The organism is Thermobifida halotolerans, from assembly GCF_003574835.2.
Classification (GTDB): domain Bacteria; phylum Actinomycetota; class Actinomycetes; order Streptosporangiales; family Streptosporangiaceae; genus Thermobifida; species Thermobifida halotolerans.
On the sequence record NZ_CP063196.1, the window covers coordinates 2,201,880 to 2,224,072 of the forward strand.

The window sequence follows — 22,193 nt, forward strand, 5'->3', positions numbered from 1 at the left end:
CTCGGTCATGTCGACTGCGGCACAGCCAGCTTTCACGCCTTCCGCGGCGTCTCCACCTGTGATGTGGGCGGTGGCCAGAGCAGCCAGTTCGCATGCGGGGCTCTGGCTCTCACGGTTTCGTTGTCGAACCCGGCAACGAGTCGAACAGTTCTTCGACTTCTGGTACTCGGCGGAAGCGTTGCAGGCGGTGGAGGACCACGTGGGTGCGCTGGTCGGTGCGCTGGCTGGCCACTCCCGCGGAGAGGGTGAGCATGCGTGCGGTGACCTGGGCGGCGTGCTCGGGTTCGTTGGCGTCGATCAGTGCGATGGCCAGCCACGACAGGTAGAGGACGAGTTCGCGGGTGTGGGTGGCGTCGTAGCGGTCGAGTACCGCCTGCAGCACCGGCACCGCACGCAGTGGGCGGCGCAGTTCGGTGTAGACCCGCGCGTCCATCACCTCCAACTCCTCCTCCGACACCCAGTACGCCCACGCCGGGGCCTCTTGTGAGGAGGAGGCCGTCAGCGCTTCGTAGGCTTCGCCGAGTGCGCGGATCGCGGCCTGGACATCGCCGCTACGGGCCTGTGCCCAGGCGACGCGGTCCCACGACAGTGCGCGTGCCGTGGGATGGGTATCAGGGCCTGCCTCCTCCAACGCGGCCACGGCCAGTTCCCGGCCCTCGCGTTCTCGGCCGGTGTTGGTCCACTGGTAGGCCAGGCTGCCGGCGAGGTTGCCCGCCAAGGCGGAGTCTCGGGCCTGGCGGGCCGCGCTCAAGCCCAGGCCGTAGACCTGTTCGGCTTCGGCGTGCTGTCCGGCGTCGCTGAGGATCCACCCGACGATCTGGGCAAGTTCCCCGATCCCGACCAGCAGTGCGCGTCCCACCGCGGCACTGTGGACGCTGTCGCGGTGGAGTGCGATGGCGGCGTCCAACTCGCGCCGGGCGGGCACGATGAGGTCTTTCCCGGCGAGATGGTCATCGGCCAGACGCAGCGCGTGTGCCCGAGCGGCCAGAGTTTCGGCTTCGCTGTGTCCGACCCGTCTGCCGCGGGCCGGGAGTGAGGCCCACCTCTCCTCACCGGGCAGACAGAGATCGGTCAACGGCTTTGGTACCGCAGTGCTCTCCAAATCTCCTGGTGGACGCTGCTGCGACACAGGGCACGGCGCGCCGAGCCCTTCGAGGGCGCGATGTCTCTTGGCCGCATTGCGTAGGGAGCGCTTGCCGGACTCCAGTTGCGAGACCATGCCCTGGGACAGGCCGGTCAGGGTGGCGATGACTTCCTGGGTCAGGTCGGTGCGGCGCCGCAGTAGGCGCACCACTCGCGCGACGTCTCCGCGTACTACCGCCGCGCGGACGTCCGCGTGCTTCCAGAATTCGGCGGGGACGCAGTGGCACCTGCCTTCCGTCCGGTCACGTCCGCAGTTTCCGCAGAGCATGCAATCTATTATTCACGATCGAGTTGTCTGCGTCTTATAACAGATTATTGCAGCAACTTGCTGTTCGCTTCCGGGGTCCTCTGGTAGGGGCTTGGAATTGATGGGTGCGTTGATCCGGTTGCTGGGAAAGAAACGAGCCGTACCAGGTCGAAGAGCGGTGGGGCGAGGAACACTCGCTTTTCGGATCGGTCACATACCTCGTTCCTGCTTCCAGGAACACGCGGCGGGTACAGCCGTGCCCCGGGGAAGTCCCCGGGGGTGTCGCGTGGGCGGAAACCCGACAGATCGGCGCGGCCGTAGCTGACTCGTTGTGCCTGCTCAACGTTTGAGGTGCGTCAGTCGAGCAGCCACGAAGCGGTGGCATCGCCGCTGCGCAGAGTGGAAAGCCGGTGGGTGAGATGGGCGGCAGCGGTCTGGTCTCCCGCATCGGCTCGACGGATGTAGGCGCCGAGGGTGTGCAGGTCGCGGAGATCAAGCAGGGTGTGCAGGCCCGGCCAGGTGAGGATGTTTTGTCCATAGGCGGTGAGGAACGCCTGGATCGCCTCAGAAGAGCGGCCGAATCTTCGTCCACCGTGGACGGTATTGGCCAGGTCGAGCTCTCGAGGACCGATCGCGCATTCATCCCAGTCGCCCAGGCGGACGGTGTCGCCGTCCCAGAGTGTGTTGCCAGGATAGGCATCACCGTGGATCACCCCCTCGCCCAAGTGGAGGTCGAGTTGCTCATAGACGCTGAGTAGATGGTTGCGACGGTCCAGCAGCCAAACGCGGTCGTCATCGCTGAGGCAGGTACTGGCCTTGAGCGTGTGGGCAAGATCTGCCAACGGCTGGTAGCGGGGCAGCGGAAGAGGCGGATCACCGAGTGCGTGGATGCGGCGTAGCAGCGTCCCCAGGTAGTGGGCGGGGGGCGTAGGACGGCCGTACTGCGGATAGTAGGTCCAGAAGGTCGCGGCTTGGTCGTTGTCGACCAGCGGCTGGTCGAGTGCCAAAGGCTCGGTGACCGCGATGCCGTGGTCAGCCAACCACCGGGCCACCTGTACCGCGGTGTGGAGTCGGCTTCGGTCGGAGGCCCGACTGACTCGGACCACGACGGATCGATCAGGGATGAGGTAGACACCGGTGGCATGACGGTGGAGTAGGCGGAGTCCGTGGCTGGGCAGCCCGGCGCGTTCGCAGAGGCGGATCACGACGGGAGAGATGAGGCTGATCGTCACTGGGGCAACGGTAGCGCTATTCCCGTCATTGAGACATCCAGAACCCGGTAGCAGCGAATCCGCTCACGCATCTCCCGAACATGGGCATTCCTTCGGAACTGCGGTTGAGACAGAAGCTGGGACAGCGCGGCGAGCGCGGGAAAGAGTTGTTGGATACGTTTCTCCTTCGGTAGTTGCAGCAGCGCCGAAAGTCCACGTTCAGCACCTTCTAAGTCACCAAGGCGCAGAAGGGCGGTGACGAGGTCGACACAGGCGAGGGCCTCGTCACCGTAGCTGCGTTCCTGGGCTGGACCACTGCGGTAGGCCTTCAAAGCCGCCGCAGCATGGTGGCGAGCTGTCGCGGTGTCTCCCAGCAACAGATGCACGCTGCCTCGATAGAACTCTTGCTTGGCCTGGGGAAACGTGAACAGGCCGCCGAAGGTGATCCCGAAATCGTCGTGTGTCCGTTCGATAGCGTCTGCATGTTGGAGACGGTCAAGAGCCTGAAGTGCCCGAGTCCGGTCACCGAGGCGGGCGAAAGCGCGTGCCTCGACCGCTGCGGCACGAATTGCCGTGTGCCCACTGGACATGAGGGTGTAGGAGTGAGACGCGTGCTGGGCGGCTGTGTCAGGTGCGGGAAGCCACTCAGCAAACAGAGCGGCTGAACCGAGCACCCACGAGCGGAGTTGGTCGTGCTCTGCGTACTCGGCGCAGCGACGTGCCGCAGCCAAGTGGGCAGAAGCAGCATACCTGTCGCCCAAGTTCTGTGCGGCATGGGCCAACAGCAGTGTGGAAGCCCCCGCAGCCAGCAGAAGCCGTTGCAAGAGCCGTGGGCGGGCACCAGATCGGCAGTAGCCAAAAGCTCTGTTGCGTAGTGCGACCAGCCGGGGAACCAGCGGCGGCAGGGGATGGTGGACATAGGCCGAAGCCAGTTGACGCAACTCATCGGTGAGCATGCCGACGACCAGATCGTCAGCGGTGTCGGGCAAGCAGTGAAGGAGTCCCAGTGACCCGGCCGAGGAGGTGGGGTCTGAGAAACACGGGTGAGAACTCATTCCATGGGAAGTCGGGTCCATAGGAACGGAGCTTCTCTGGTCAACGTCAGTCCGTGTGTCACCGCAGGCCGATTCCTGGGGAAGAACTTGTGGCACGCCGAGTCCTTCCAGTGCCCGGCTTTTCTTCGTCTGGTTGCGTAGAGAGCGCTTGCCGGATTCTACCTGCGAGACCATGCCCTGGGACAGGCCGGTCATGTTCGCGATCGCCTCTTGGGTGAGGTCGGTGCGGGCGCGCAGCAGCCGCACGATCCGTGTGACGTCCGAGCGCGCCACCGCCTCGCGGACGTCAGCCTGCTGCCAGAAAACGTCGGGAATGCACCCGCATTTCCTTTTCGTGTGGTCGTGTCCACAGTTCCCGCAGATCATGGGTGGATTATCCTCCCCCGGCTGCTGCGCACGCCATAACGGACTATTGCAGTATTGCGCTCCTCCTTTAATGGCGTTCCTCCTGCCGTCTTCTTGAGAATCGGCGGCATAGAGCCTTTTTCATCCTGGTGGTGCTGGTCACAGCCTCGTACCGGTTGCCCTGGTCCCCTTCTGAACAGCAGGAAGCCCCTGGTAGACGGGTTTTCGACCAAGAAGAACCAGCACCAGAGGCTTCACATGCTGGTGGACCGTGCCTGTCTGCCGTTGTCGCGCCGCACCCTGAACCTGACCGCCCGCACCATCCGCACCCACCGCACCGCCAACCAGTCGCGATGGCGCAGGCTGGAACCCGCCGCCCAGGCCCTGCTCGTCCTGGCCCACCCGCGCAAAGGCGAACCCCTCACCCAGTTGGCCGCCGGCTTCGGCGTCTCGACCACCACCGCGTGGCGGTACGTGCGTGAGACCACCCGCCTGCTCGCCCAACCGGCCCCCACGCTGGAGCAGGGGACGGGCCGGACCAAACGGCGAGGCCACGCCTCTGTGGTGGTGGACGGCACGCTCATCGCCGGTGGCCGTCTGGCGGCAGATCGACCGTTCTCCTCGGGCAAGCATCGCCGGCACGGGATGAACGTGCAGGTGGTGGCCGCTCCGGACGGGGAGTTGCTGTGGGTCTCAGGGGCACTGCCAGAGGCGGTGCCCGATACCCGGGCCGCCCGCATCTGGCGACTCGCCGAGCGGATCAAAGCCGCGGGGCTGCTCGTCCTGGCCGACAAGGGCCTGTGTCGGTCTGGCCCCGGGAGCGGTGTCGTGTCCGTTCAAGGGCCGGGGCAAACCTTGGTGGAAGAAGGACGCCAACTCCGCCCACGCCACACTCCGCGCTCCTGGCGAGCGGGCCATCGCCCAGTCGAAGAACTGGCACGTCCTTCACCGGGTGCGGTGCTGCCCGCACCGCACCCGGTGAACTCGTCCGAGCGGTACTGGTCCTCCAACTCCGCGAAGCAGGATGAAGAAGGTTCACTCCTCCTTCAGGAACAAGGTTTCCCGTTTTTCTGAAGTCAGGCGGTGTGGCCGTTGTGGGTGTAGGTGGGGCAGCCGCTGTTCCGGGCTGACAGCGCTTTCTGTGTGCGGTGCCAGATGTCGCCGCGCAGTCGGTTCTGTGCTTCGGTGTGGGTGAAGAAGCCGACATCGGCGATCTCGTCGTCGACCGGATGGACGTCTGCAGCCTCTTCGAGGGTGAGTACGCCTCCATCGAAGACGAACACCAGCAGGTCGTCCCAGGGGCCGTGCGGTGCCACCCAGTCCACGCACAGCAGCGCCATGCGGCCCAGGTCCAAGCCGAGTTCCTCGCGCAGTTCCCGTCGGGCCGCATGCAGGGGCGGCTCGTTGGCCTCGGCCATGCCGCCGGGAATGTCCCATCCGGGCTTGTAGGAAGGATCCACGAGTAGTAGGCGCCCGGCGGTGTCGTGGGCGAGCACCTCGGCTGCCACACGTTTTCGGGGCTGTGTCCGGTTGCCTTCAGCCAGATGCCGGATCCACGCCTGCGGGTCGCGCTCATACAGCGGAGAGTCTTGGCGGGGCGTCATCGTGCCTGTTCGCCCGAGCCCGGATGGAGAGCGCGACGCATACCACCACGGCGGTCTGAGGCGCTCTGTAGCTGGGGTAGTGCCTTGCTCACCGCTTCAGTGTCGTGGAAAGCGGCCAGAGCATCAACAGCGTCGCGGAACTGGTCAGCCACCACTACTGATCCCAGGGTTTCCGTCGCAGTGCCGACCTGCGACACCAGTGCGCATGCCTGTTCGAGGTCGCGTTGTCCGACTGCCGCACGGGCCAAGACGAGGGAAGCGAGAGCGCGGGCCCGTATCCGCTCTGCGGAACGCAGTACCAGGGCATGGTGGGCATGGTCACTGGCCGCCGTGAAGTCCTTCAAATCCACAAGGCGACCATCTGATCGTGAGCGCGCTTGGCGGCGACTCCCGGCTGACCGTACTGACCGGTCCCAAAGCTGATGTGAAGGTCGTGGCCTACCAGATGGTGCTGTGGCCGAGGACGCCGCGCACGTGCTGGACTCCCCGATGCGCGCCGGCACGCCGCGGAAGGGAGCAGCGGCGTGAGCGCCTTGGACATGGCAGCCCGGCGCCCGCTACCCGGCCGGGACTGCCCCGGCGTGCTGGTCATGGAGCACTCCCTGGTACACGCCCACACCATGCCGAAGCTGCCCGAAGGACTGGTGGACGGGGCCGAAGCGCTGTGGCGGGTCGGCAAGCCCTACGTCTGGGGCGGCACCGGCCCGCGCGGCTTCGACTGCTCGGGGCTCACCCAGGCCGCATGGGCCGCTGCCGGATTCAGCATCCCCCGTGTCACCACCGACCAGGTCGCAACCGGCGCCCCGGTCGGGTTGGACGAACTGCAGCCCGGCGACCTGCTGTTCTACGACACCGGCTCCGGCCCCTCGCCCAGCCACGTCACCATGTACGTCGGCGGCGGGCAGATGGTCAACGCCCCGCGCACCGGAACCACCATCCGCGTCGAACCCGTGCACAGCGACTACTACTCGACGCGGTTCGTAGCGGCCCGGCGGCCTGCATGACTACTTGGCTCCTGCGAAGAAACCGGAGAGGGTCTGCTGCTGTGGCAAGGTGCCAGTGGAAGCGGCGCCCGATGACCGGCTGCTACTCGGGCTTCTCCCCGAGTGCGGTGCGCAGCCAGTCCAAAGAGCCGGTACTCAGCACCGCGTCGGCGAGCCGCTGCCCGCTCGGGGTGGTGATGCGGCTCAGGCTGTTGTCGATCCAGCGCTGCGCGTTCGCGTATCCCTGCGCCCGGTACTCGACTCCCTGGATCAGGCACTCCAGCCGATCGGCGTCCTTGGCGCAGCGGGCTTCCAGCGTTTCCTGGTCCTCGTAGTCACCGATTACGCCCCGGACCATCTCCACCACCGGTTCGGGCATGCCATCCACCTGGTCGGCGGCTACCGCTCGCGGGTCCGCTTCAGAACCGAGATACCTCTTGCCGAGGTGGTTGACGTCGCCGGTGCGGGTCTCTGCGGTGTCGTGCCACACGGCCATGAGCGCCGCGCGGGCCGGGTCAGCGCCTTCCAGACGGGCGATGAGAGAAGCGATGAGTGCGGTGCGCCAGGAGTGCTCAGCGATGGACTCGGGATCGCGTACTCCGGCCATCCACCAACCGGTGCGCCGCTGGTTCTTCAGTGTCCCGGCTTCGTAGAGGAACCGCCCAAGGGAGGACAGGTCGTCCATGCTGTCTTCTTCCTACGCCTCGGAGAGGCGGATCGCGTATCGAACGTCATCGAGTTCCCGGCGGGCCCGTTGCGAAAGCCCAGGACTTTCGGCAATAGAGCGGACCGCGGCTGGGTTTCCAGTACAACCATGGCGTTCGGTGGTCTTCACCCAGGAGAAAGGCGGTACCGGTGGGTCTGGCGGCCTTCCACATACCCTGGAGGGGCCCCGTGTTAAAGGAGCACGCTGTATGGACCCCGAGAGCATCGGACGCAAGATCGCCCGCCAGCGCAAGAAGGCCGATTTGACCCAGCAGGAGTTGGCGGATCGCACCCGGCTGCACGGCGGATACGGCTACAGCCGCAGCCACATCGCCCAGGTTGAACGCGGGCACAAACTCGCCACCCCTGCGTTCGTGTCCAGCGTCGCCGCCGCACTCGGTCTTCAAGTCGCGGATCTGTACGGCCAGCCCTACCACGATACGCTCACCAGTGACGGGATCACCACCGTTGTCGGGGCCCTGCGTGACGCCCTGGCCTACGTCGACGTCCCCCCCAGTATCACGTCCCCCCGCCCTCTGAGCCTGCTGGAAGAAGAGCTGCGTATCGTGCATGGCCTCTTACAGCAGGCTCGGCATACCCGACTCGGTGTCCTGTTGCCCGCGCTGATTGAGGAAGCCACCGTGCACGCTCTGGAGGCGGGAGGCGAGCGTGCGTGGCGGGTGCTGCACCATGCCCAGGTCGCGGCTGTCCGCCTGACCAGAAAACTCGGATTCGAAGACCTGTCCGAGCTTTCAGCCGAGCGTGCCCGCGCGTCCGCCGCCGCTGCCCAGGATCCCCATCTGGGAGTCATGGTCTCCTGGCGCCGCACACTGGTAATGATGGCCCGTGCACAGTGGCGTCCGGCTCTGGCAGCGCTTGAGTATGCGGCCCGTCTGGTAGACCTCGACCGTTCCGACAGCAGTGAGATCCTCGGAGCCATCTACCTGCGGTGTGCGGTTCTGGCTGCCCGTTCCGGAGACGAAGCTGCTGCGGACGGCTACCTCGCCCAAGCCGAGGAGATGGACGCACGGGCCGAAAGGCTGCAGCACCCGCGCGATCGCCACGCCACGACCTTTACCTCCGGCAACATCGCCGTTCACCGCGCGGCTGTCGCGGTTGAGGTTCGAAACTACGATGCCGCGCTCCAACGCGACGCCCGGGTCACCGATCAGCAGGTCGCCACCACTTTGATCCCGGAGCGGCACGCGCACCACCACATCGATATGGCCCGGGCGCTGGCTGAACTCGGCAAACCTCGTGAGGCGCTGGAACGGCTGGAGAAAGCCCAGAGGATAGCTCCGCAGTTGACTCTGTACCACCCGCAGGCGCGCCTGGTCACCCAGCACCTGGTGGACACCCAGCGCGCCCTTCCTTCTTCGCTGCGGCGTATGGCCGACCGTATGCGCATCACCTGATGCTGAACCAGAGCCAACAAAGTTCACTTTTCTTCTAGCGTGGATTGTTCCAAGCCATGGAACATTTTGCTGCGGAGTCCTTCGTAGCTTCGTCGTATGGCGTTTCACAGAAATAGGTCGTCGAGCACCGCCCCATCTTGTCATTTGTCCGATTCTTCGGATTTCAGCGAACTTCTGATCCATAGCGGGTTGGCTGTTACCTCCCCTGCTGCAACAATTCGGGGGGAGTACCAGTGAGCGCGCCTTTTGCACCCGATGAGTTCGACTGGCTGGTGTCTCGTCTGGTGGAGGCGGCACCGGGTATCGAGCAGGCGGTGGTGGTGTCGGCGGACGGGCTGCTACTCGCCGCATCCGACGGGTCTTGCGCGGACAGCGCCGAGCAGCTCGCCGCGATCACGGCGGGGATGCAGTCCCTGGCCGAGGGGGTGGCGCGGCTATTCGGCAGGGGGCCACCGAGCAGGTGCTGCTGCGCATGCACGGCGGCCACCTGATCGTGACCGTGCTCGGCGAGGGCTCCCGGCTGGCCGTACTGACCGGTCCCAAGGCCGATCTGAAGATCGTGGCCTACCAGATGGTGCTGCTGGCCGAGAACGCCGCGCACGTGCTGGACTCCCCTGCACGTGTCGGCACGCCGCAGAGGGGAGCGGCAGCGTGAGCATCCCGGACACGACAGCCCGGCGCCCGCTGCCCGGTCGGGACTGCCCTGCGGTGCTGGTGATGGAGCACTCCCTGGTGCGCGTCCGCGCCGCGCGGCAACTACCTGAAGGGCTGGTGGACGGGGCCGAGGCACTGTGGCGGGCACTGGCCGACTCTGATCGGCCGGTGGCGGTGTGGGAGGCGGCGATGCGCCAGGCCCTGCCGGTCGGGGTGGCCAAGGTCCTGGTCAGCGAACTGGTGCACACCGGACTGGCGGAGCTGAGCGATCCGCGCCCCGATCGGGCGCTGCTGGAGGCCACCGCGGCTGGCCCCAGCAGCGAGGGGGTCGGGGCCGGGTTGGACGTGGTCAAGCTGGTGGTCGCGGGCGGCCCACTCGCAGGCAAGACGACGCTGCTGGGCGCGGTCTCACAGATTCCACCCGTAGCGGTGGGGGAGCGTCTCCCGGCACCCGGCGGGCGCGTCATCACGACGGTGCGGGAGTGGGGTCGGCTTCCCCTAGGTGGGGGCGTGCAAGTGGTCCTGGCAGCCGCCCGCGTCCACGGTGGTGTCCGTCCCACCTGGTGGGACGACCTGGGGCTGTGGCGGGGCGCGTCGGGGACGGTGGTACTGGCCCACCCGGCTCGGCTGGAGGAGTCCTGTCCGGCGGTGGACTGGCTAGAGGAACAGGGCCTGCCGTATGCGGTGGCCGTCAACACCGTCGATGGTGCGGTGCTGCCGGACACGTCCTGGGTGCGGGAAATGCTGCAGATCAACGACGGCGTCCCCGTGGTGCTGCTGGATGCGCGCAGTCCGGAGTCGGTCCGGCTGCTGCTGCGCGACACACTGCGGCACGCGGCCCGCACGCTGGCCGGGGGTGTGCGGTGAGGGTCATGGTGGTGGGTGCGGGCCAGTCGGGGCTGCTCTTGAGCCATCTGCTGCACGCTGGCGGGGTGGAGGTGGAGCTGTTCAACCACCGCACGGTGGAGGAGCTGCGTGGTGGTCCCGCGCCGCTGGCCCAGTTCACGCTGCCGTCCACTCTGGCCGCGGAGCGCGCTGCCGGGTTGGACTTCTGGTCTTCCGAAGCGGTGGCGTCCGGGGCCTCGTATGCGGGGGTGGCCGCGCCGGCGTTCACCTCCGTCCGTCTTGAGGCGCGCCCCGAGGGCGGTGATCTCCTGGGGTTTGCCGGGCGCCTGCCCGGTCCGGGGGTGGCCGTGGATCCCAGGGTGAAGCTGGCCGACTGGCTGGCGGCGTTCGAGGACCGCGGGGGGCGGGTGCATCCCTACGGGGTGACCGTGGGCGATCTGGACGCGTTCGCCCGCATGGGCCGCTACGACCTGATCGTGGTGGCGGTGGGCTCAGGCGAGCTCGGCCGCCTGTTCCCGCCGGACCCCGCACGCCGCACCTCGACCCTGCGCGAGCGCGCCGTGGCCCAGGTCCACCTGGCCGGGGTCGAACCGGGCCAGGCCGATGCCGACGTGGTCACCACCCCGCACGGGGAGGTCTTCTGCGTGCCGGTGCTCGGGCCGCAGGGTCCGGCGCACGCCTTGCTCGTGGTCGGCGCCCCGGGTGGGGCGCTGGACTGCGTGCCTGATCTGTCGGCGCGCCGTGTCGATATCGCCGCGGCGCTTCTGGAGCGGGTTCGCGCCCATGCGCCCGGCCTGTACGAGCGCTGCCGCGCCGCCGAGGTGGTGGAGGCCGGGGTGCATGGGCGCATCTATCCGGCGGTGCGCCGTCCGGTCGGCGTGCTGCCCTGCGGTGGCCGGGTTTTGGGGTTGGGCGACACGGTGGTGACCGTGGATCCGGCCTCGGGGCAGGGGTGGGCGGCCTCCACCCTGGCCGCCACCGCCTACGCCCAGCAGATCCTGGCCCACGACGGACCGTTCGACGCGGCGTTCCTGAACGCCACCTTCGACGCCTACTGGCGGGCCCACGGCCGCCACGTGGCCGCGTTCGTCGACATGGTCAGCGCGTTCTGGACGGGCACGCTGCCCGAGACCGTCACCGCCCGCTTCGCCCGTGCCGCCGCCGAGGCCGCCGCGGCCGACGCCTGGATCGCCGCCTTCGACACTCCTGAGGCTCTGGCCCGACTCACCGCCTGAACCCCCGCCACCGAACCGCACGTCGTTCCTGTCTTCTTCTGGGAGGCTTCCGCATGCCCACACTCCCCTCATCCCCGACACCCGGCCTGTACAGCCGGTTCAACCTGGACTGGCTCTACACGCCCTACGTGATCGGCCTGTCCCACCGCCTGGCCTGGGGCGTGCCCAACGCCGCGCTGCACCGCATGTACCGGGAGACGGTGGGCCCGGTGCACGTGGAGGTGGGGCCGGGCAACGGACACTTCCTGCACCGGCTGCCCGCCACCCGGCCGGTCCGTTCCCTGCACCTGCTCGACCTGCACGAAGGGCCGCTGCGGGTGGCCCGGCGCCGCCTGGAGGGCCGGTGGCCGGTGCACGTCCACCAGGTTGATGCCCTGGACAGGTGGCCGGTGCCCGATGCCTGCGCCGACTCGGTGATCGCCTCCATGGTGGCCCACACCATGCCCGGCGCGGGGATCGGTGGCAAGGCCGCACTGTTCGACCAGGCCGCGCGTGTGCTGCGGCCCGGCGGCGTCTTCGCCGGAGCCACCGTCCTGGCCCGCGGCGTGGCACCGAACCGGCTGGCCCAGTACATGATGTGTGCCTACAACGCCCGGGGCTGGCTGGCCAACGAAGGCGACTCCCTGGCCGATCTGGAACTCGCCCTGGCCGAGCGGTTCACCGACGTGCGCATCAGAGTGCACGGCTGCACCGCGCTGTGGCGGGGGGAGGCCCGATGAGCCCCGCCGTCTCGATTCCTGTGGAGGGCCGCGCCGCGATCACCGGCATCGGCTGCCGCCTGCCCGGCGGCGTCTACAACCCCGACCAGTTGTGGGACGCCCTGATCAACGGCCGTGACCTGACCGGCCCCGTTCCCCCGGCACGGTGGGAGCGCATGGTCGGCCTGCTGCACCCCGACCAGGTCCCCGAGCAGCCGTGGACCGTCGGGATGCTGGAGGAGGTCGAGGCCTTCGACCACGGCTTCTTCGGTATTTCCGCTCACGAGGCCGCGCGCATGGACCCCCAGCAGCGCCTCGCCCTGGAGGTCGCCGCAGAGGCACTCGCCGACGCCGGAATCCCCCTCGACTCGCTGGCGGGCACCGCGACCGGCGTGTGGGCCGGAGTGGCCGCCCCCGACCAGGCCGCCCTCGCTCTGGCCCCGGGCAGGAGCGCGCGGATGGCCGACCTGTCCGGGCTGACGTTCTCGATGCTGGCCAACCGCCTCTCCTACCACCTCGACCTGCGCGGTCCCTCGATCACGGTGGACACCGCCTGCTCGGCGGCGGGCACCGCCCTGCACTTGGCCCGCCGCGCCCTGGAGGCCGGAGAGGTCGATACCGCGCTTGTGGTCGGCGCCAACCTGCTGCGCCACCCCGCCATCACCGCCGGATTCGCCGACGCTGGAGTCCTGGCCCCCGACGGGGTGTGCCGCCCCTTCGACGCCGACGGGCGAGGCTATGTGCGCGGCGAAGGCGTGGTGGTGCTGGTGCTGCACCGGCTCATCGACGCCCGAGCCCACCGCGACCGCGTCTACGCCCTCATCCGCGGTAGCGCCGTCAACGCCGACGGCCACTCCCCCGCCGGGCTGTATGCGCCCAGCACCCAGGCGCAGCGGGCCCTGCTGCGCGCCGCCTGCGCCGATGCCGGACTCGACCCGTCCCACCTCGACTACGTGCACGCCCACGGCACCGGAACGGCGGCCGGGGACGCCGCCGAGGCCCGCACCCTGGCCCACGTGGCCGCGGCCGCCCGCGCCGACCGACTGCCCGTCGGCTCGGTCAAGTCCCTGTTCGGCCACACCGAAGGCGCCTCCGCCCTGCTCAGCACCGCCGCCACCGCCCTGGCCATCTGGCACGGCGTCCTACCGCCCACCCCCAACCACACCCGCCTGCGCCCCGCCCTGACCCGCCTGCCGCTGCGCGTACCCACCACCCCCGAACCCTGGCCGCAGACCTCTCGGCCGCGTACCGCGGGCGTGAGCGCCTTCGGCCTGGGCGGCTCCAACGTCCACCTCCTCCTGCAACAAGCCCCCGGCAACGAGCCCGCGCCCACCCCGCCCCTGGCAGTCGACCACCGGGCAGAAGAGACAGACCGCCAGAAGCAGACCAGCAGCCCCGGCCAGGAGGTCGGCGGTTACCGGATCATCCCGGTCAGTGCCCCCAGCGAGGTGCGGCTGCGCGGCACCGCCGCGGCCTGGGCTCCGGTGGTGGCCGACGCTGATCTGGGTGTGGTGGCCTCCACCGCGCAGCACCGCCGCGCCCACGAGAGGGTGCGGGCCGCCGTGGTCGCCACCACCCCCGGGCGGGCGTCCGAGGCGTTGCGTGCGCTGGCCGAGGGCCGCACCCATCCGGCCCTGGTCGGCCCGGCCACCGCGCCCGAGAGGCCTGGGCGGCTGGTGTGGATGTTCGCCGGGCATGGCTCCCAGCACGCCGCCATGGCCGCCGCCTGCTATGCGGCCCTGCCGGTGTTCCGCGAGGCGCTGGAGGAGGCCCGTGCCGCGCTGGCCGCCCACCTGGACCGGCGGCCGTGGCGGCCGGGCGAGCCGATCACCGGGTTCGAGACCGCCCAGCACGCCATCTGGCTCACCCAGACCGCCCAGACCGCGACCTGGCGACACTGGGGATATGCCCCCGACGCGGTGATCGGCCACTCCCTGGGCGAGGTCGCCGCCGCCCACGCCGCCGGAGCACTCACGCTGGACGATGCCGCCCGCGTGGTCGCCGCCCGCTCCGCCCTACTGGCCGAACTGGAGCCGTTCGGTGGGCTGCTGGTCACCGATCTCGACCCGCAGCGGGCCGAGGAGGCCATCGCCGCCCACGGCCACGCCGACACCCTGGTGGTGGCCGCGCGCAACGCTCCTGACGCCACCGTCGTCAGCGGCCCCACCCGCCCCCTGGAAGAACTCCGCGAAGCCCTGGACGCCCGAGGCGTGTTCGCCCGCCGGGTGGCCCACGACGTGCCCGCCCACTCACCCGCCGTCCACCCCCTGCTGCCCCGCCTCACCCAAGCACTACGCGGACTCACCCCCCGCGACGGTGACGCCGTCTTCCACTCCACCGCCGACGCGGCCCCCCTCGACGGGACACGGTTGGACGCCGCCTACTGGGCCCGGCAACTACGCGCCCCGGTCCGCCTCACCGACACCCTGCCCCTCACCGCGACCACCGGGACGACCGTGCTGGAACTCGGCGGACGCTCCACCCTGTCCCGCGCCGCCACCACCACCCTGACCCACCACCAGATCCCGGTCACCGTCATCGCCGCCGGAACCACCGACCGCGACGACCACGCCGCCCTACTCGACCAACTCGCCGCCCTCCACACGAACGGACACACCCCCACCCACTGGCCCGAACCCCACCGCACACCCGTACGCCTGCCCATGCCCTGGCAGCACGGACACGGCACCGCCCCCGGCGCGGCCAGCACCGCTCCTGGCCTGAACGCCGCCCTCACCGGACTCGATCCCGATCCCGGCCGGATCACCCGCGCCGTGGCGGCCCTGATCGCCGACACCCTGGGGGCTCCTGCGGAGGACGTCGCGCTTGAGGCGTCCCTGGTCGATCTGGGCTTCACCTCGGTCGCGGTGATCGGACTGCGCGACTCCCTGCGCGCCGCCCATCCCGCCTTGGCCCGGCTGTCGGTGCGCACTCTGCTCGCCGAGACCACCACCGTGGCCGGCCTGGCTCGGGCTCTCACCGCGCTGGCCGCGCCCGCGCAAGAAGGAGAGGATTCCCGATGACATCCCGGCACCGCACCGACCACGCCTTCCTCCGCCGCCCCGGCTGCTCGTACCGGCAGGGCACGGCAGCAGGCCAAAGCGCTGCCTGTCCAGGGGGCTCCACCGCATCGGTACACCGACGGCGGTGCGCACTCAGGGCCGCACCGCTGTCCCGCGGCGGGACCAGCATCTGCCGTGCCTGACACCGCCTGGTGCGGGGGCGCCCACGGTCCTGGGCGGCCCCGCACCAGAGAACAACGCCCACGGCGCGCCGACGCGCTCTAGTGCTGTGGCCGGGAACGTTCGCCCGGGTGCGTGATCGGTGCCAGGGTTGACCACGACAGCAGTCGACCCCGGGAGCCGCGGTGTCCGCACCTCTCAAAGCCCGCAGACTCACCGATCCTGAGGGCCAAAAACTCCAACGCATCGTCCGCCGGGGCAGTACCAACACCGTGCGCTACCGGCGGGCGATGATCATCCTGGCCTCCTCCAGCGGCAACACCGTCCCGGTCATCGCCCGTCTGGTCGCCGCTGATGAGAAAACCGTCCGCGAGGTCATCCACGCCTTCAACACCCAAGGGCTGAGCTGCCTGGACCCTGAGTGGGCGGGAGGCCGTCCCCGCCTACTCACCCCCGAGGAGGAAGCCCTCGTCCTGCAGACGGCCACGACCCGCCCGACCAAGCTCGGCCGGCCCTTCACCCGCTGGTCGCTGCGCAAACTCACCGACCACCTGGCCCACAGGCCCAAACCGGGCCTGCGCATCGGCCGCGAGACCCTACGGACCCTGCTCCACCGGCACGGTGTCACCTTCCAACGCACCACGACCTGGAAGGACTCACCCGACCCCGAGGCCGATGCCGAACTCGACCGCATCGAGCACGTCATGGAGCACTTCCCCGACCGGGTCTTCGCCTTCGACGAGTTCGGTCCGCTCGGCATCCGCCCCACCCCGGGCTCGGGCTGGGCTCGCAAGAACCTGCCGGACCGCATCGCGGCCACCTACCGGCGCACCCACGGCATCACCTACTTCCACGGCTGCTACTCGGTGGGCGATGACACCCTGTGGGGCGTCAACCACCGGCGCAAAGGCGGCGCGAACACGCTCAAGGCCCTGAAGTCGATCCGCACCGCACGCCCGGACGGCGCACCCGTCTACGTGATCATGGACAACCTGTCCGCGCACAAGGGCTCCAAGATCCGTGCCTGGGCCCAGCGCAACAAGGTCGAGTTGTGCTTCACCCCCACCTATGCCTCCTGGGCCAAGGTGATCGAGGCGCACTTCGGGCCGCTGCGCCAGTTCACCATCGCCAACTCCCACCACCCCAACCACACGGTGCAGACCCGGGCGCTGCACGCCTACCTGCGGTGGCGCAACGCCAACGCCCGCGACCCGGACGTGCTCGCGGCCCAACGCCGCGAACGGGCCCGGGTACGCAGCGAGAAGGGTGTTCGTTGGGGAGGCCGACCGCTACACCTCGCGGCGTGAGAACACCCGGGCGAACCTTTCCGGCCACAGCACTAGCATCGTCCGACAAGGCCTCCCATGACCGACGAACCCCTCTCCGCTCCACCCGTCGACGCCCTCGCGGCGGTTCCGCGCGTGTTCGGCCACTGTCCGCGGCCCCGGCCGCCCCTCCTCCTGTCCGTGGTGCTGCCCGGACTTCCCGAGCAGGCCGCGGTGCTGCGCTGCCGCCTGCGCGACCTGGGGGCGCTGCCCGCTGATCTGGTCAGCACGGTCGAACTGCTGGCGACCGAACTGTTCGCCAACGCTGTCCGCCGCACCCGCTCCGGTCGGCCCGGCGGCACGGTGCTGGTGACCGTGTGCCGGATGGCCGGGTACGTCCAGGTCGGGGTCACCGACGACGGTCCTCTTCCCCACGCCGTGGACACGCCGCACGTGCGCTCGTTCGATCTCGGCCGGGAGGGCGGTCTCGGACTGCTGACCGTGCATCGGATGGCCGCCCGGTGGGGCACTGTCCACGGCAGCGGCCGCACCACGGTCTGGTTCGATCTTGACGCCCCGTCGCGTCCGGCCGCCTGATGGGGAGAGGTGGCGGTGTCCGTGGTCGAGTACGCGCTGCCGCTGTGGACAAGGGTGTTTCGTGTCCGGTGTCGCCGCTCGCCCGTGGCTTCGGTTCGTCGTGTGGTTTCGGGCCCGATCGTCGGGGCCAGTTGGTCGTCGCATTCACCGTTCTTTCCGCGGCTGTGGCCCGGGGACTTCGCCGGTACCGGCGGGGTGTGCTTGGTGCCTTTCCTTGCCGGGATGCCGCGGAATGGGTGTTCGAAAAACGATCGATTCTTGGACGGGCGGGAGCGAGCGGAGAGACACCGAAACGGGATCCAGCGCTTGCACGCTCAATGACCGAAACGGCCGGAGCCACCGGGAACACCGGTTAGATCAACGACTCCTGCCAGCAGAGCGGCCGCTACACCGGTCCTCCCACAGTTTTTCCCCCTCCCCGGACCCCCCCCTTTACGCTGAGGCGCGTGGATATTCTCACCGCCCTCGCCATCCCTCTAGCCGCTCTGGCCGTCGGCGCTGTCAGCGCGTACGCAGCCCTCGCTGGCCTGCGCTGGGTTCGCTGCTCAGGGCAAAGCTCCGCACGCATGGCGGTCAATGACGCCGACCGTCGCTACGCTGAACTCACTCCCGCTCTCGATCTGGAGTGGCGTGCCCAGTACGGGCGCCGCGGGGTGCTGGTAGTAACCATGACCGGGCCGGTGGGCCTCGAAAGGCTGGATCGTGTCGAGGTCACCGTGGCTGACCCGATCCCAGATCGTGCGCCAGTCATCGCCGGGGGTCCAACCCAGCAGGAGTTGGATGCCCAGGTGTGGGGCCCCTACCGGTTCGTCACCTCCACCGCCCATGTCGCTAGCCACCGCACCGCCCAACTCGACCAGGTGCGGGTCAACATCCCGGTGCATCTGGCGATGGAGCGCGCCCCGGCCCCACATTGGGTCGCCGATTTCGCCGGGTGGGAGGAGGAGCGGGCAGGCGACCCCGTGCTTATCACGCTGGTGTGCCACCACGCGGATCACCAGTCGTGGACGCTTCACAGGTCGGTACCGGTGCGGTGACCGCAGGTCTCGCCGGTGCGGTCCGGGTGGAACTGGGCGTTCCCGCCACTCGTTCCATGCCGGTTCTGTCCTAGTTTCTGGCCGTTGGTAAGGTTCACTTACCGCAGCTCGGGTGACCGGTTGTGGCTAGAAAGACTGTTCGGTCGGCGTTTGCTCGGACGGGGACCGCGCCGTGTCGGACACGACGAGGCCCCGCCCCTCTGCGGTGGAGGAACGGGGACATCCGGCTTGAGGTCAGACGCTGCTCACAGACGCGGCAGGAAGTAGTCGAGGTCTGTGCGGAATGTGGCCCCGGCGTGGTGCGCGGCCTGGAGGATGTACTCCTCGTCGTGGCCCTTCTCGATGGCGTTGACGATCTGCTTCACGACCTCTTCGAAGTGCCGGTCCACGGGGTTGCCATAGGATGTCTCCTCCGCGAACGACTCCCAGGTCTTCTCCCAGACCTGGAGGACTTCGGTCTTGAACGCGGTGGTGTTGAGGTCCTGGTGGTGGGTCATCGGTCGGCCTCCGTGGTCGTGGCGATGCTGTCATCATGGCCCGCACCGTGGACCGGTTCCGGCCGGGTACATCTAGGTGGCCACCCTGTTGGCCATGGCCAACAGGGTGGCCACACGCCCCAAAGGCCCAGGAACAAGCGGTATCTGCTGGCCGAATGACATCGGCTGGTGGTTGGATCTACTGCCGGGATGACTTCTGGAAACACGACCCCCGGTCGAGAACAACCCGTCGAATCCACTTCTGGAAACACACGGACCGGGCGTCCCCGCCGCACCATCGACCTCCCCGGCGATCTGGCGGCCGAGCTCGCCGCCTTCACCGACCGCCTGGCCTCGGCCACCGACCTGGGCCCGGCCACCCGAGACAAGTACCGGCGCAACACCGCCGCCTTCCTCACCTGGCTGGCCCAGGCCCGCGAGGCCGACGCCGTGGACGGCGACCCCCTCACCGACCCGGCCGCCCGGGACTGGGCGGTGCGCGACTGGCGTCGGCACCTGAAGAACACCCGCACGACGCGGGGCACCCACCTGGGCGCGGCCACCATCAACAACCGCCTGGCCGCCGTGGACGCCTTCTTCGCCCTGCGCGGTTCCGGCCGCCCCCAAGTGGTGCGCGAACACCTGGCTCGCCCCTCCGCACCGCGTGCCCTGGACCAGCGCACCCTGTTGCGGTTCCTACGCACCGTGGCCCGCGACGCCTCACCGCGGGACCGGGCCATCTGTCACCTGGCCTACTACGCAGGCCTGCGGGTGGCCGAGATCGTCGCCCTGGACGTGGCCGACGTGCGCCTGTCGGCCCGCAAGGGGAGCGTGCGGGTGCGGGTGCGGGGCAAGGACCGGTTGGGCGGAAAGGACCGCACCGTGCCCCTGCACGCCCAGGCCCGCGCCTCGGTGGAGGCGCTGCTGGACGAGCTCGGCCGCCCCACCACCGGTCCACTGATCCGCAACCGCGACGGCGGGAAACTCTCGACCCGGGCCGCCAACACGATCGTGTCCGCGCTCGGGGCCGCGGCGGGAATCGGCCCGGCCGACGACGGCGAGGCCTTCGGCCCACACGTACTGCGCCACACCTTCGGCACCGACCTCGTACGCAGCCGCGGCGACCTGACGACCGAACCGGTCGACGTGGTCCTGGTGGCCGAGCTGATGGGCCACGCCGACCTCAACACCACCCGCCGCTACGCCCTACCCACCGACGCCGACAAGACCCGCGCCCTGGAGGCGCTCACCACCGACCGGTGAGCCGACGAAGGCCCACCGCTAAATCCTGTAGCAATCCTCCTCGACCCCCGGTCCCCCCGTACAGGTCGGCCGCGAGGGCTCCCAGTCGACCCAGGCGGCGACCTCCTCCTCCCTGGACAGGATGTACTCGGCGACGAACGCCTTGTCCTCCAACCAGGCGCGGGTCTCAACGAGCAGCTCGACAGCGGCCCGGTGCGGGCCGTCGTCGTCGCAGCCCGCGAGCAGCGCGTTCGCCAGGTCCTCGAAGCTCTCCAGGTCCACGGTCATATCGTTCCTCGTTGGTCAGGGGCCTTCCAGGCCGAACACGGTGCCGAACGGGTCGGCCAGTTGGGTGATGCGGCGCCCCGACTCGGCGGTGATCGGGCCGCGGTGGTGCGTGCAGCCCGCAGCGAGAAGCCGCTTTCGGGCCTGATCCAGGTTGGCGACCTGCCAGTACACGACCGGGCTGCCGCCCTTGGGGTTGCGGTCGGGATCGGCGGGATGGAAGCCGAGTTCGACGCCGGCGACGTTGAGCCAGGCGTAGACGGCACCACGCGGATCGACGTGGCGGTGGACTCGGGCGTTGAGCTGGTCGGCCCACCACCGGGCGGACTTGTCGGGGTCGTCGGCGAACACCATGACGGTGCCAACACGATCGAAGGCGAGCACGGGTTTCCTCCTGGGCTCAACGAGGTGGAGGAGAGACGCTACCCGCTCGCGAGGATTTCGTGGGGCGTGACGGCGAGTTACGGGGCCAGGCCGTGTGAGCTGTGCAGTCCGGCGGTGGCCTGCGGGGTGTGGATGAGCACGTCCACGGCGGCCGCCATCTTCTTCGCGGCGCTCTTCAGGCCCGGCAGGGCGCGCAGCCGGTCCTCGTTGCCCTTCCGCTGAGCCCGGTTCAGCAGCTTGGAAGTGATCAGCACGTCCAACACGTCCAGGGCGTCATCGACCGAGGCCGTCTCCAGGTGGCGGACGGTGGCCAGCAGGGTCGCGGCCTTCCGGTCGGGGGTCAGATCGGCCAGGGCGGGGGCCTTGGCGCGCATGCCGTAGCGGGCCAGCGCCTCCAGCTTGGCCTGGGGCACGTCGGCGACCTCGACCCTTCCCGCGCCGATCCCGGCGATGCGGCTGGTACGGTCCAACGCTTGGATCAGGCCGGGGCTGGAGACGCGGTCGGGTTCGGTGCGCAGCAGCTCCAGTTCGGAGAAGCGCGCGCCCTCGTGCACCCGCAGCAGTCCGACCAGGTCGGCGTGCACGGGGGCGGGGATGCGCGCGGCCAGGTGCGTGTGCAGGCGCGCGTTCTCCTCCCGGCGGACCTGGCGCACCAGCCGGGACAGCACGCTCAGATCGGGCAGCAGGATCTGGTGTTCGAGGAGGTGGAGCAGGGCCCGGTCGAACAACGCCCGGGGGCCTTCCTCGCTGGCCCACACCCGGGCCGCGAGGTAGGCGCGCAGGTCCTCTTCCCCGGCGGCGAACTCGCGGTAGCCGAAGGTGTCGCGGATCTGCCAGGCGTGCTCATAAGCGGTCTGGGCCCGGGCCCGGTACTCGGGCAGGCACCCCGGGTCGAGGTCGAGCTGGTCGGCGACGAAGGCCACCGCGCGCTCGGGCACCCGGGTGGGATGGTCGGGCTGGAACACCCCGAGCATGCGTACCGTGCCCCACTGCACCGCCCACCCCAACCGGGTAGGCGGGGTGCGCTTGCTGCGGGCCAGGGCCAGAGCGTCAGGGGTCAGACGGAAGCACTGTTCCAGATCGGCCGCCGACAGCTCGTCGGGGAAACGGCCGTAGCGGACGATCTGCTCGTCGGAGAGGTACTCATGCGGCATGGCCACGAACGTAGGGGCCGCGAATCGGGCAAACCGGTGCCGTCACCGAACCGTCGCCCAGGTCACGGCTCTACCGCTAAATCCTGTAGCAATCCTCCTCGACCCCCGCGTCCTGGCGTGGGGGTCGAGGCCTGGACAGCAGCTGGGGTGGGGGTTGGGCTGTAAGGGGTTCGGTCCGGGCGGGGTTCTCGCGCGAACGGGCCTGTACCCCAGGGCATCGGGTGCGCGCGAGGTTCCCGCCCGGGGTGCGGGGGTCCCGGGGGCGGCAAGCCCCCGGGTACCACAGAGGCCAGCCCAGTACATGCTGTGTACGGCTCAACGGCCAAGCTCGGCCAGGCTGAGGTCGAAGCGCTACGAGCCGCGAACGGGACTGTTAAGCCGTACGGCCCCGCCCCACATCCACCCGCCACCACCGCCGCAGGCATGCCGC

At 69.3% G+C, this 22,193-nt stretch carries 21 protein-coding genes and 1 pseudogene; 13 read left to right on the forward strand and 9 right to left on the reverse strand.

Going from position 1 to position 22,193, the window contains the following annotated elements; translation table 11 throughout:
* Positions 1-109: 109 nt before the first annotated feature.
* The 3 genes from NI17_RS09910 to NI17_RS09920 all read right to left on the reverse strand — a co-directional run bounded on the left by NI17_RS09910 (position 110) and on the right by NI17_RS09920 (position 4,022).
* Complete coding sequence (locus NI17_RS09910) at positions 110-1,411, reverse strand: helix-turn-helix domain-containing protein (RefSeq protein WP_084012859.1); 1,302 nt, start codon at positions 1,409-1,411, stop codon at positions 110-112.
* 335 nt (positions 1,412-1,746) lie between these two features.
* Complete coding sequence (locus NI17_RS09915) at positions 1,747-2,622, reverse strand: phosphotransferase enzyme family protein (RefSeq protein WP_068693811.1); 876 nt, start codon at positions 2,620-2,622, stop codon at positions 1,747-1,749.
* The gene (locus NI17_RS09920) at positions 2,619-4,022 is read right to left on the reverse strand and encodes a helix-turn-helix domain-containing protein (RefSeq protein WP_147416995.1); all 1,404 of its coding nucleotides are present in this window, start codon (positions 4,020-4,022) and stop codon (positions 2,619-2,621) included. The genes NI17_RS09915 and NI17_RS09920 overlap by 4 nt, the downstream gene beginning before the upstream one ends.
* Before the next feature lie 237 nt (positions 4,023-4,259).
* Between NI17_RS09920 and NI17_RS09925 the strand changes: the two are divergent.
* Positions 4,260-5,029 (forward strand): annotated as a pseudogene (locus tag NI17_RS09925) (transposase family protein).
* A 48-nt stretch (positions 5,030-5,077) separates the two neighbouring features.
* Here NI17_RS09925 and NI17_RS09930 read toward each other — a convergent pair.
* Positions 5,078-5,509 (reverse strand): NUDIX domain-containing protein, encoded by a 432-nt coding sequence (locus NI17_RS09930; RefSeq protein WP_234402144.1) that lies wholly within the window; start codon positions 5,507-5,509, stop codon positions 5,078-5,080.
* Between the two features lie 620 nt (positions 5,510-6,129).
* Here NI17_RS09930 and NI17_RS09935 point away from each other — a divergent pair.
* On the forward strand, positions 6,130-6,609 hold the full coding sequence (locus NI17_RS09935) for a C40 family peptidase (RefSeq protein ID WP_234402143.1): 480 nt from the start codon (positions 6,130-6,132) through the stop codon (positions 6,607-6,609).
* 82 nt (positions 6,610-6,691) lie between these two features.
* Here the strand turns inward: NI17_RS09935 and NI17_RS09940 are convergent, their stop codons facing one another.
* Positions 6,692-7,273 carry an HD domain-containing protein gene (locus NI17_RS09940; RefSeq protein ID WP_068693808.1) on the reverse strand — a complete coding sequence of 194 codons (582 nt, stop codon included), beginning with the start codon at positions 7,271-7,273 and terminating at the stop codon, positions 6,692-6,694.
* Positions 7,274-7,502: 229 nt separating this feature from the next.
* Between NI17_RS09940 and NI17_RS09945 the strand changes: the two genes are divergently transcribed.
* From NI17_RS09945 to NI17_RS09985, 10 genes are all read left to right on the forward strand, one after another.
* Complete coding sequence (locus tag NI17_RS09945; RefSeq protein WP_119268121.1) at positions 7,503-8,708, forward strand: helix-turn-helix domain-containing protein; 1,206 nt, start codon at positions 7,503-7,505, stop codon at positions 8,706-8,708.
* A gap of 233 nt (positions 8,709-8,941) precedes the next feature.
* A complete protein-coding gene (locus tag NI17_RS24545) occupies positions 8,942-9,199 on the forward strand; it encodes a roadblock/LC7 domain-containing protein (protein ID WP_234402142.1) in 258 nt (85 codons plus the stop codon).
* Positions 9,181-9,363 carry a roadblock/LC7 domain-containing protein gene (locus NI17_RS24550; RefSeq protein WP_234402141.1) on the forward strand — a complete coding sequence of 61 codons (183 nt, stop codon included), beginning with the start codon at positions 9,181-9,183 and terminating at the stop codon, positions 9,361-9,363. The genes NI17_RS24545 and NI17_RS24550 overlap by 19 nt, the downstream gene beginning before the upstream one ends.
* Positions 9,360-10,229: a DUF742 domain-containing protein gene (locus NI17_RS09955; RefSeq protein ID WP_147416996.1), complete on the forward strand. Its 870-nt coding sequence runs from the start codon at positions 9,360-9,362 to the stop codon at positions 10,227-10,229. The genes NI17_RS24550 and NI17_RS09955 overlap by 4 nt, the downstream gene beginning before the upstream one ends.
* Before the next feature lie 5 nt (positions 10,230-10,234).
* Entirely contained in the window at positions 10,235-11,443 is a 1,209-nt protein-coding gene (locus tag NI17_RS09960; protein ID WP_119268123.1) for a styrene monooxygenase/indole monooxygenase family protein, read from the forward strand.
* Positions 11,444-11,496: 53 nt separating this feature from the next.
* Positions 11,497-12,162 (forward strand): class I SAM-dependent methyltransferase, encoded by a 666-nt coding sequence (locus NI17_RS09965; RefSeq protein ID WP_068693803.1) that lies wholly within the window; start codon positions 11,497-11,499, stop codon positions 12,160-12,162.
* Positions 12,159-15,164, forward strand: coding sequence for a type I polyketide synthase (locus NI17_RS09970; protein WP_119268124.1), 3,006 nt, complete (start codon positions 12,159-12,161; stop codon positions 15,162-15,164). The genes NI17_RS09965 and NI17_RS09970 overlap by 4 nt, the downstream gene beginning before the upstream one ends.
* Before the next feature lie 344 nt (positions 15,165-15,508).
* Positions 15,509-16,630: an IS630 family transposase gene (locus NI17_RS09975; protein WP_068693801.1), complete on the forward strand. Its 1,122-nt coding sequence runs from the start codon at positions 15,509-15,511 to the stop codon at positions 16,628-16,630.
* A 57-nt stretch (positions 16,631-16,687) separates the two neighbouring features.
* A complete protein-coding gene (locus tag NI17_RS09980; RefSeq protein WP_084012857.1) occupies positions 16,688-17,185 on the forward strand; it encodes an ATP-binding protein in 498 nt (165 codons plus the stop codon).
* A gap of 566 nt (positions 17,186-17,751) precedes the next feature.
* Positions 17,752-18,222, forward strand: coding sequence for a hypothetical protein (locus tag NI17_RS09985; protein WP_199860192.1), 471 nt, complete (start codon positions 17,752-17,754; stop codon positions 18,220-18,222).
* A gap of 245 nt (positions 18,223-18,467) precedes the next feature.
* Here NI17_RS09985 and NI17_RS09990 read toward each other — a convergent pair whose 3' ends face one another.
* Complete coding sequence (locus NI17_RS09990) at positions 18,468-18,719, reverse strand: hypothetical protein (protein ID WP_068693797.1); 252 nt, start codon at positions 18,717-18,719, stop codon at positions 18,468-18,470.
* A gap of 189 nt (positions 18,720-18,908) precedes the next feature.
* Between NI17_RS09990 and NI17_RS09995 the strand changes: the two genes are divergently transcribed.
* On the forward strand, positions 18,909-19,961 hold the full coding sequence (locus NI17_RS09995) for a tyrosine-type recombinase/integrase (RefSeq protein WP_068693795.1): 1,053 nt from the start codon (positions 18,909-18,911) through the stop codon (positions 19,959-19,961).
* Positions 19,962-19,979: 18 nt separating this feature from the next.
* Here NI17_RS09995 and NI17_RS10000 read toward each other — a convergent pair whose 3' ends face one another.
* From NI17_RS10000 to NI17_RS10010, 3 genes are all read right to left on the reverse strand, one after another.
* Positions 19,980-20,228 carry a hypothetical protein gene (locus tag NI17_RS10000; RefSeq protein ID WP_068693794.1) on the reverse strand — a complete coding sequence of 83 codons (249 nt, stop codon included), beginning with the start codon at positions 20,226-20,228 and terminating at the stop codon, positions 19,980-19,982.
* Between the two features lie 15 nt (positions 20,229-20,243).
* Positions 20,244-20,609 carry a VOC family protein gene (locus NI17_RS10005; protein WP_211329495.1) on the reverse strand — a complete coding sequence of 122 codons (366 nt, stop codon included), beginning with the start codon at positions 20,607-20,609 and terminating at the stop codon, positions 20,244-20,246.
* Between the two features lie 77 nt (positions 20,610-20,686).
* Positions 20,687-21,763 carry a DUF4158 domain-containing protein gene (locus NI17_RS10010; RefSeq protein WP_068693792.1) on the reverse strand — a complete coding sequence of 359 codons (1,077 nt, stop codon included), beginning with the start codon at positions 21,761-21,763 and terminating at the stop codon, positions 20,687-20,689.
* Positions 21,764-22,193: the final 430 nt, after the last annotated feature.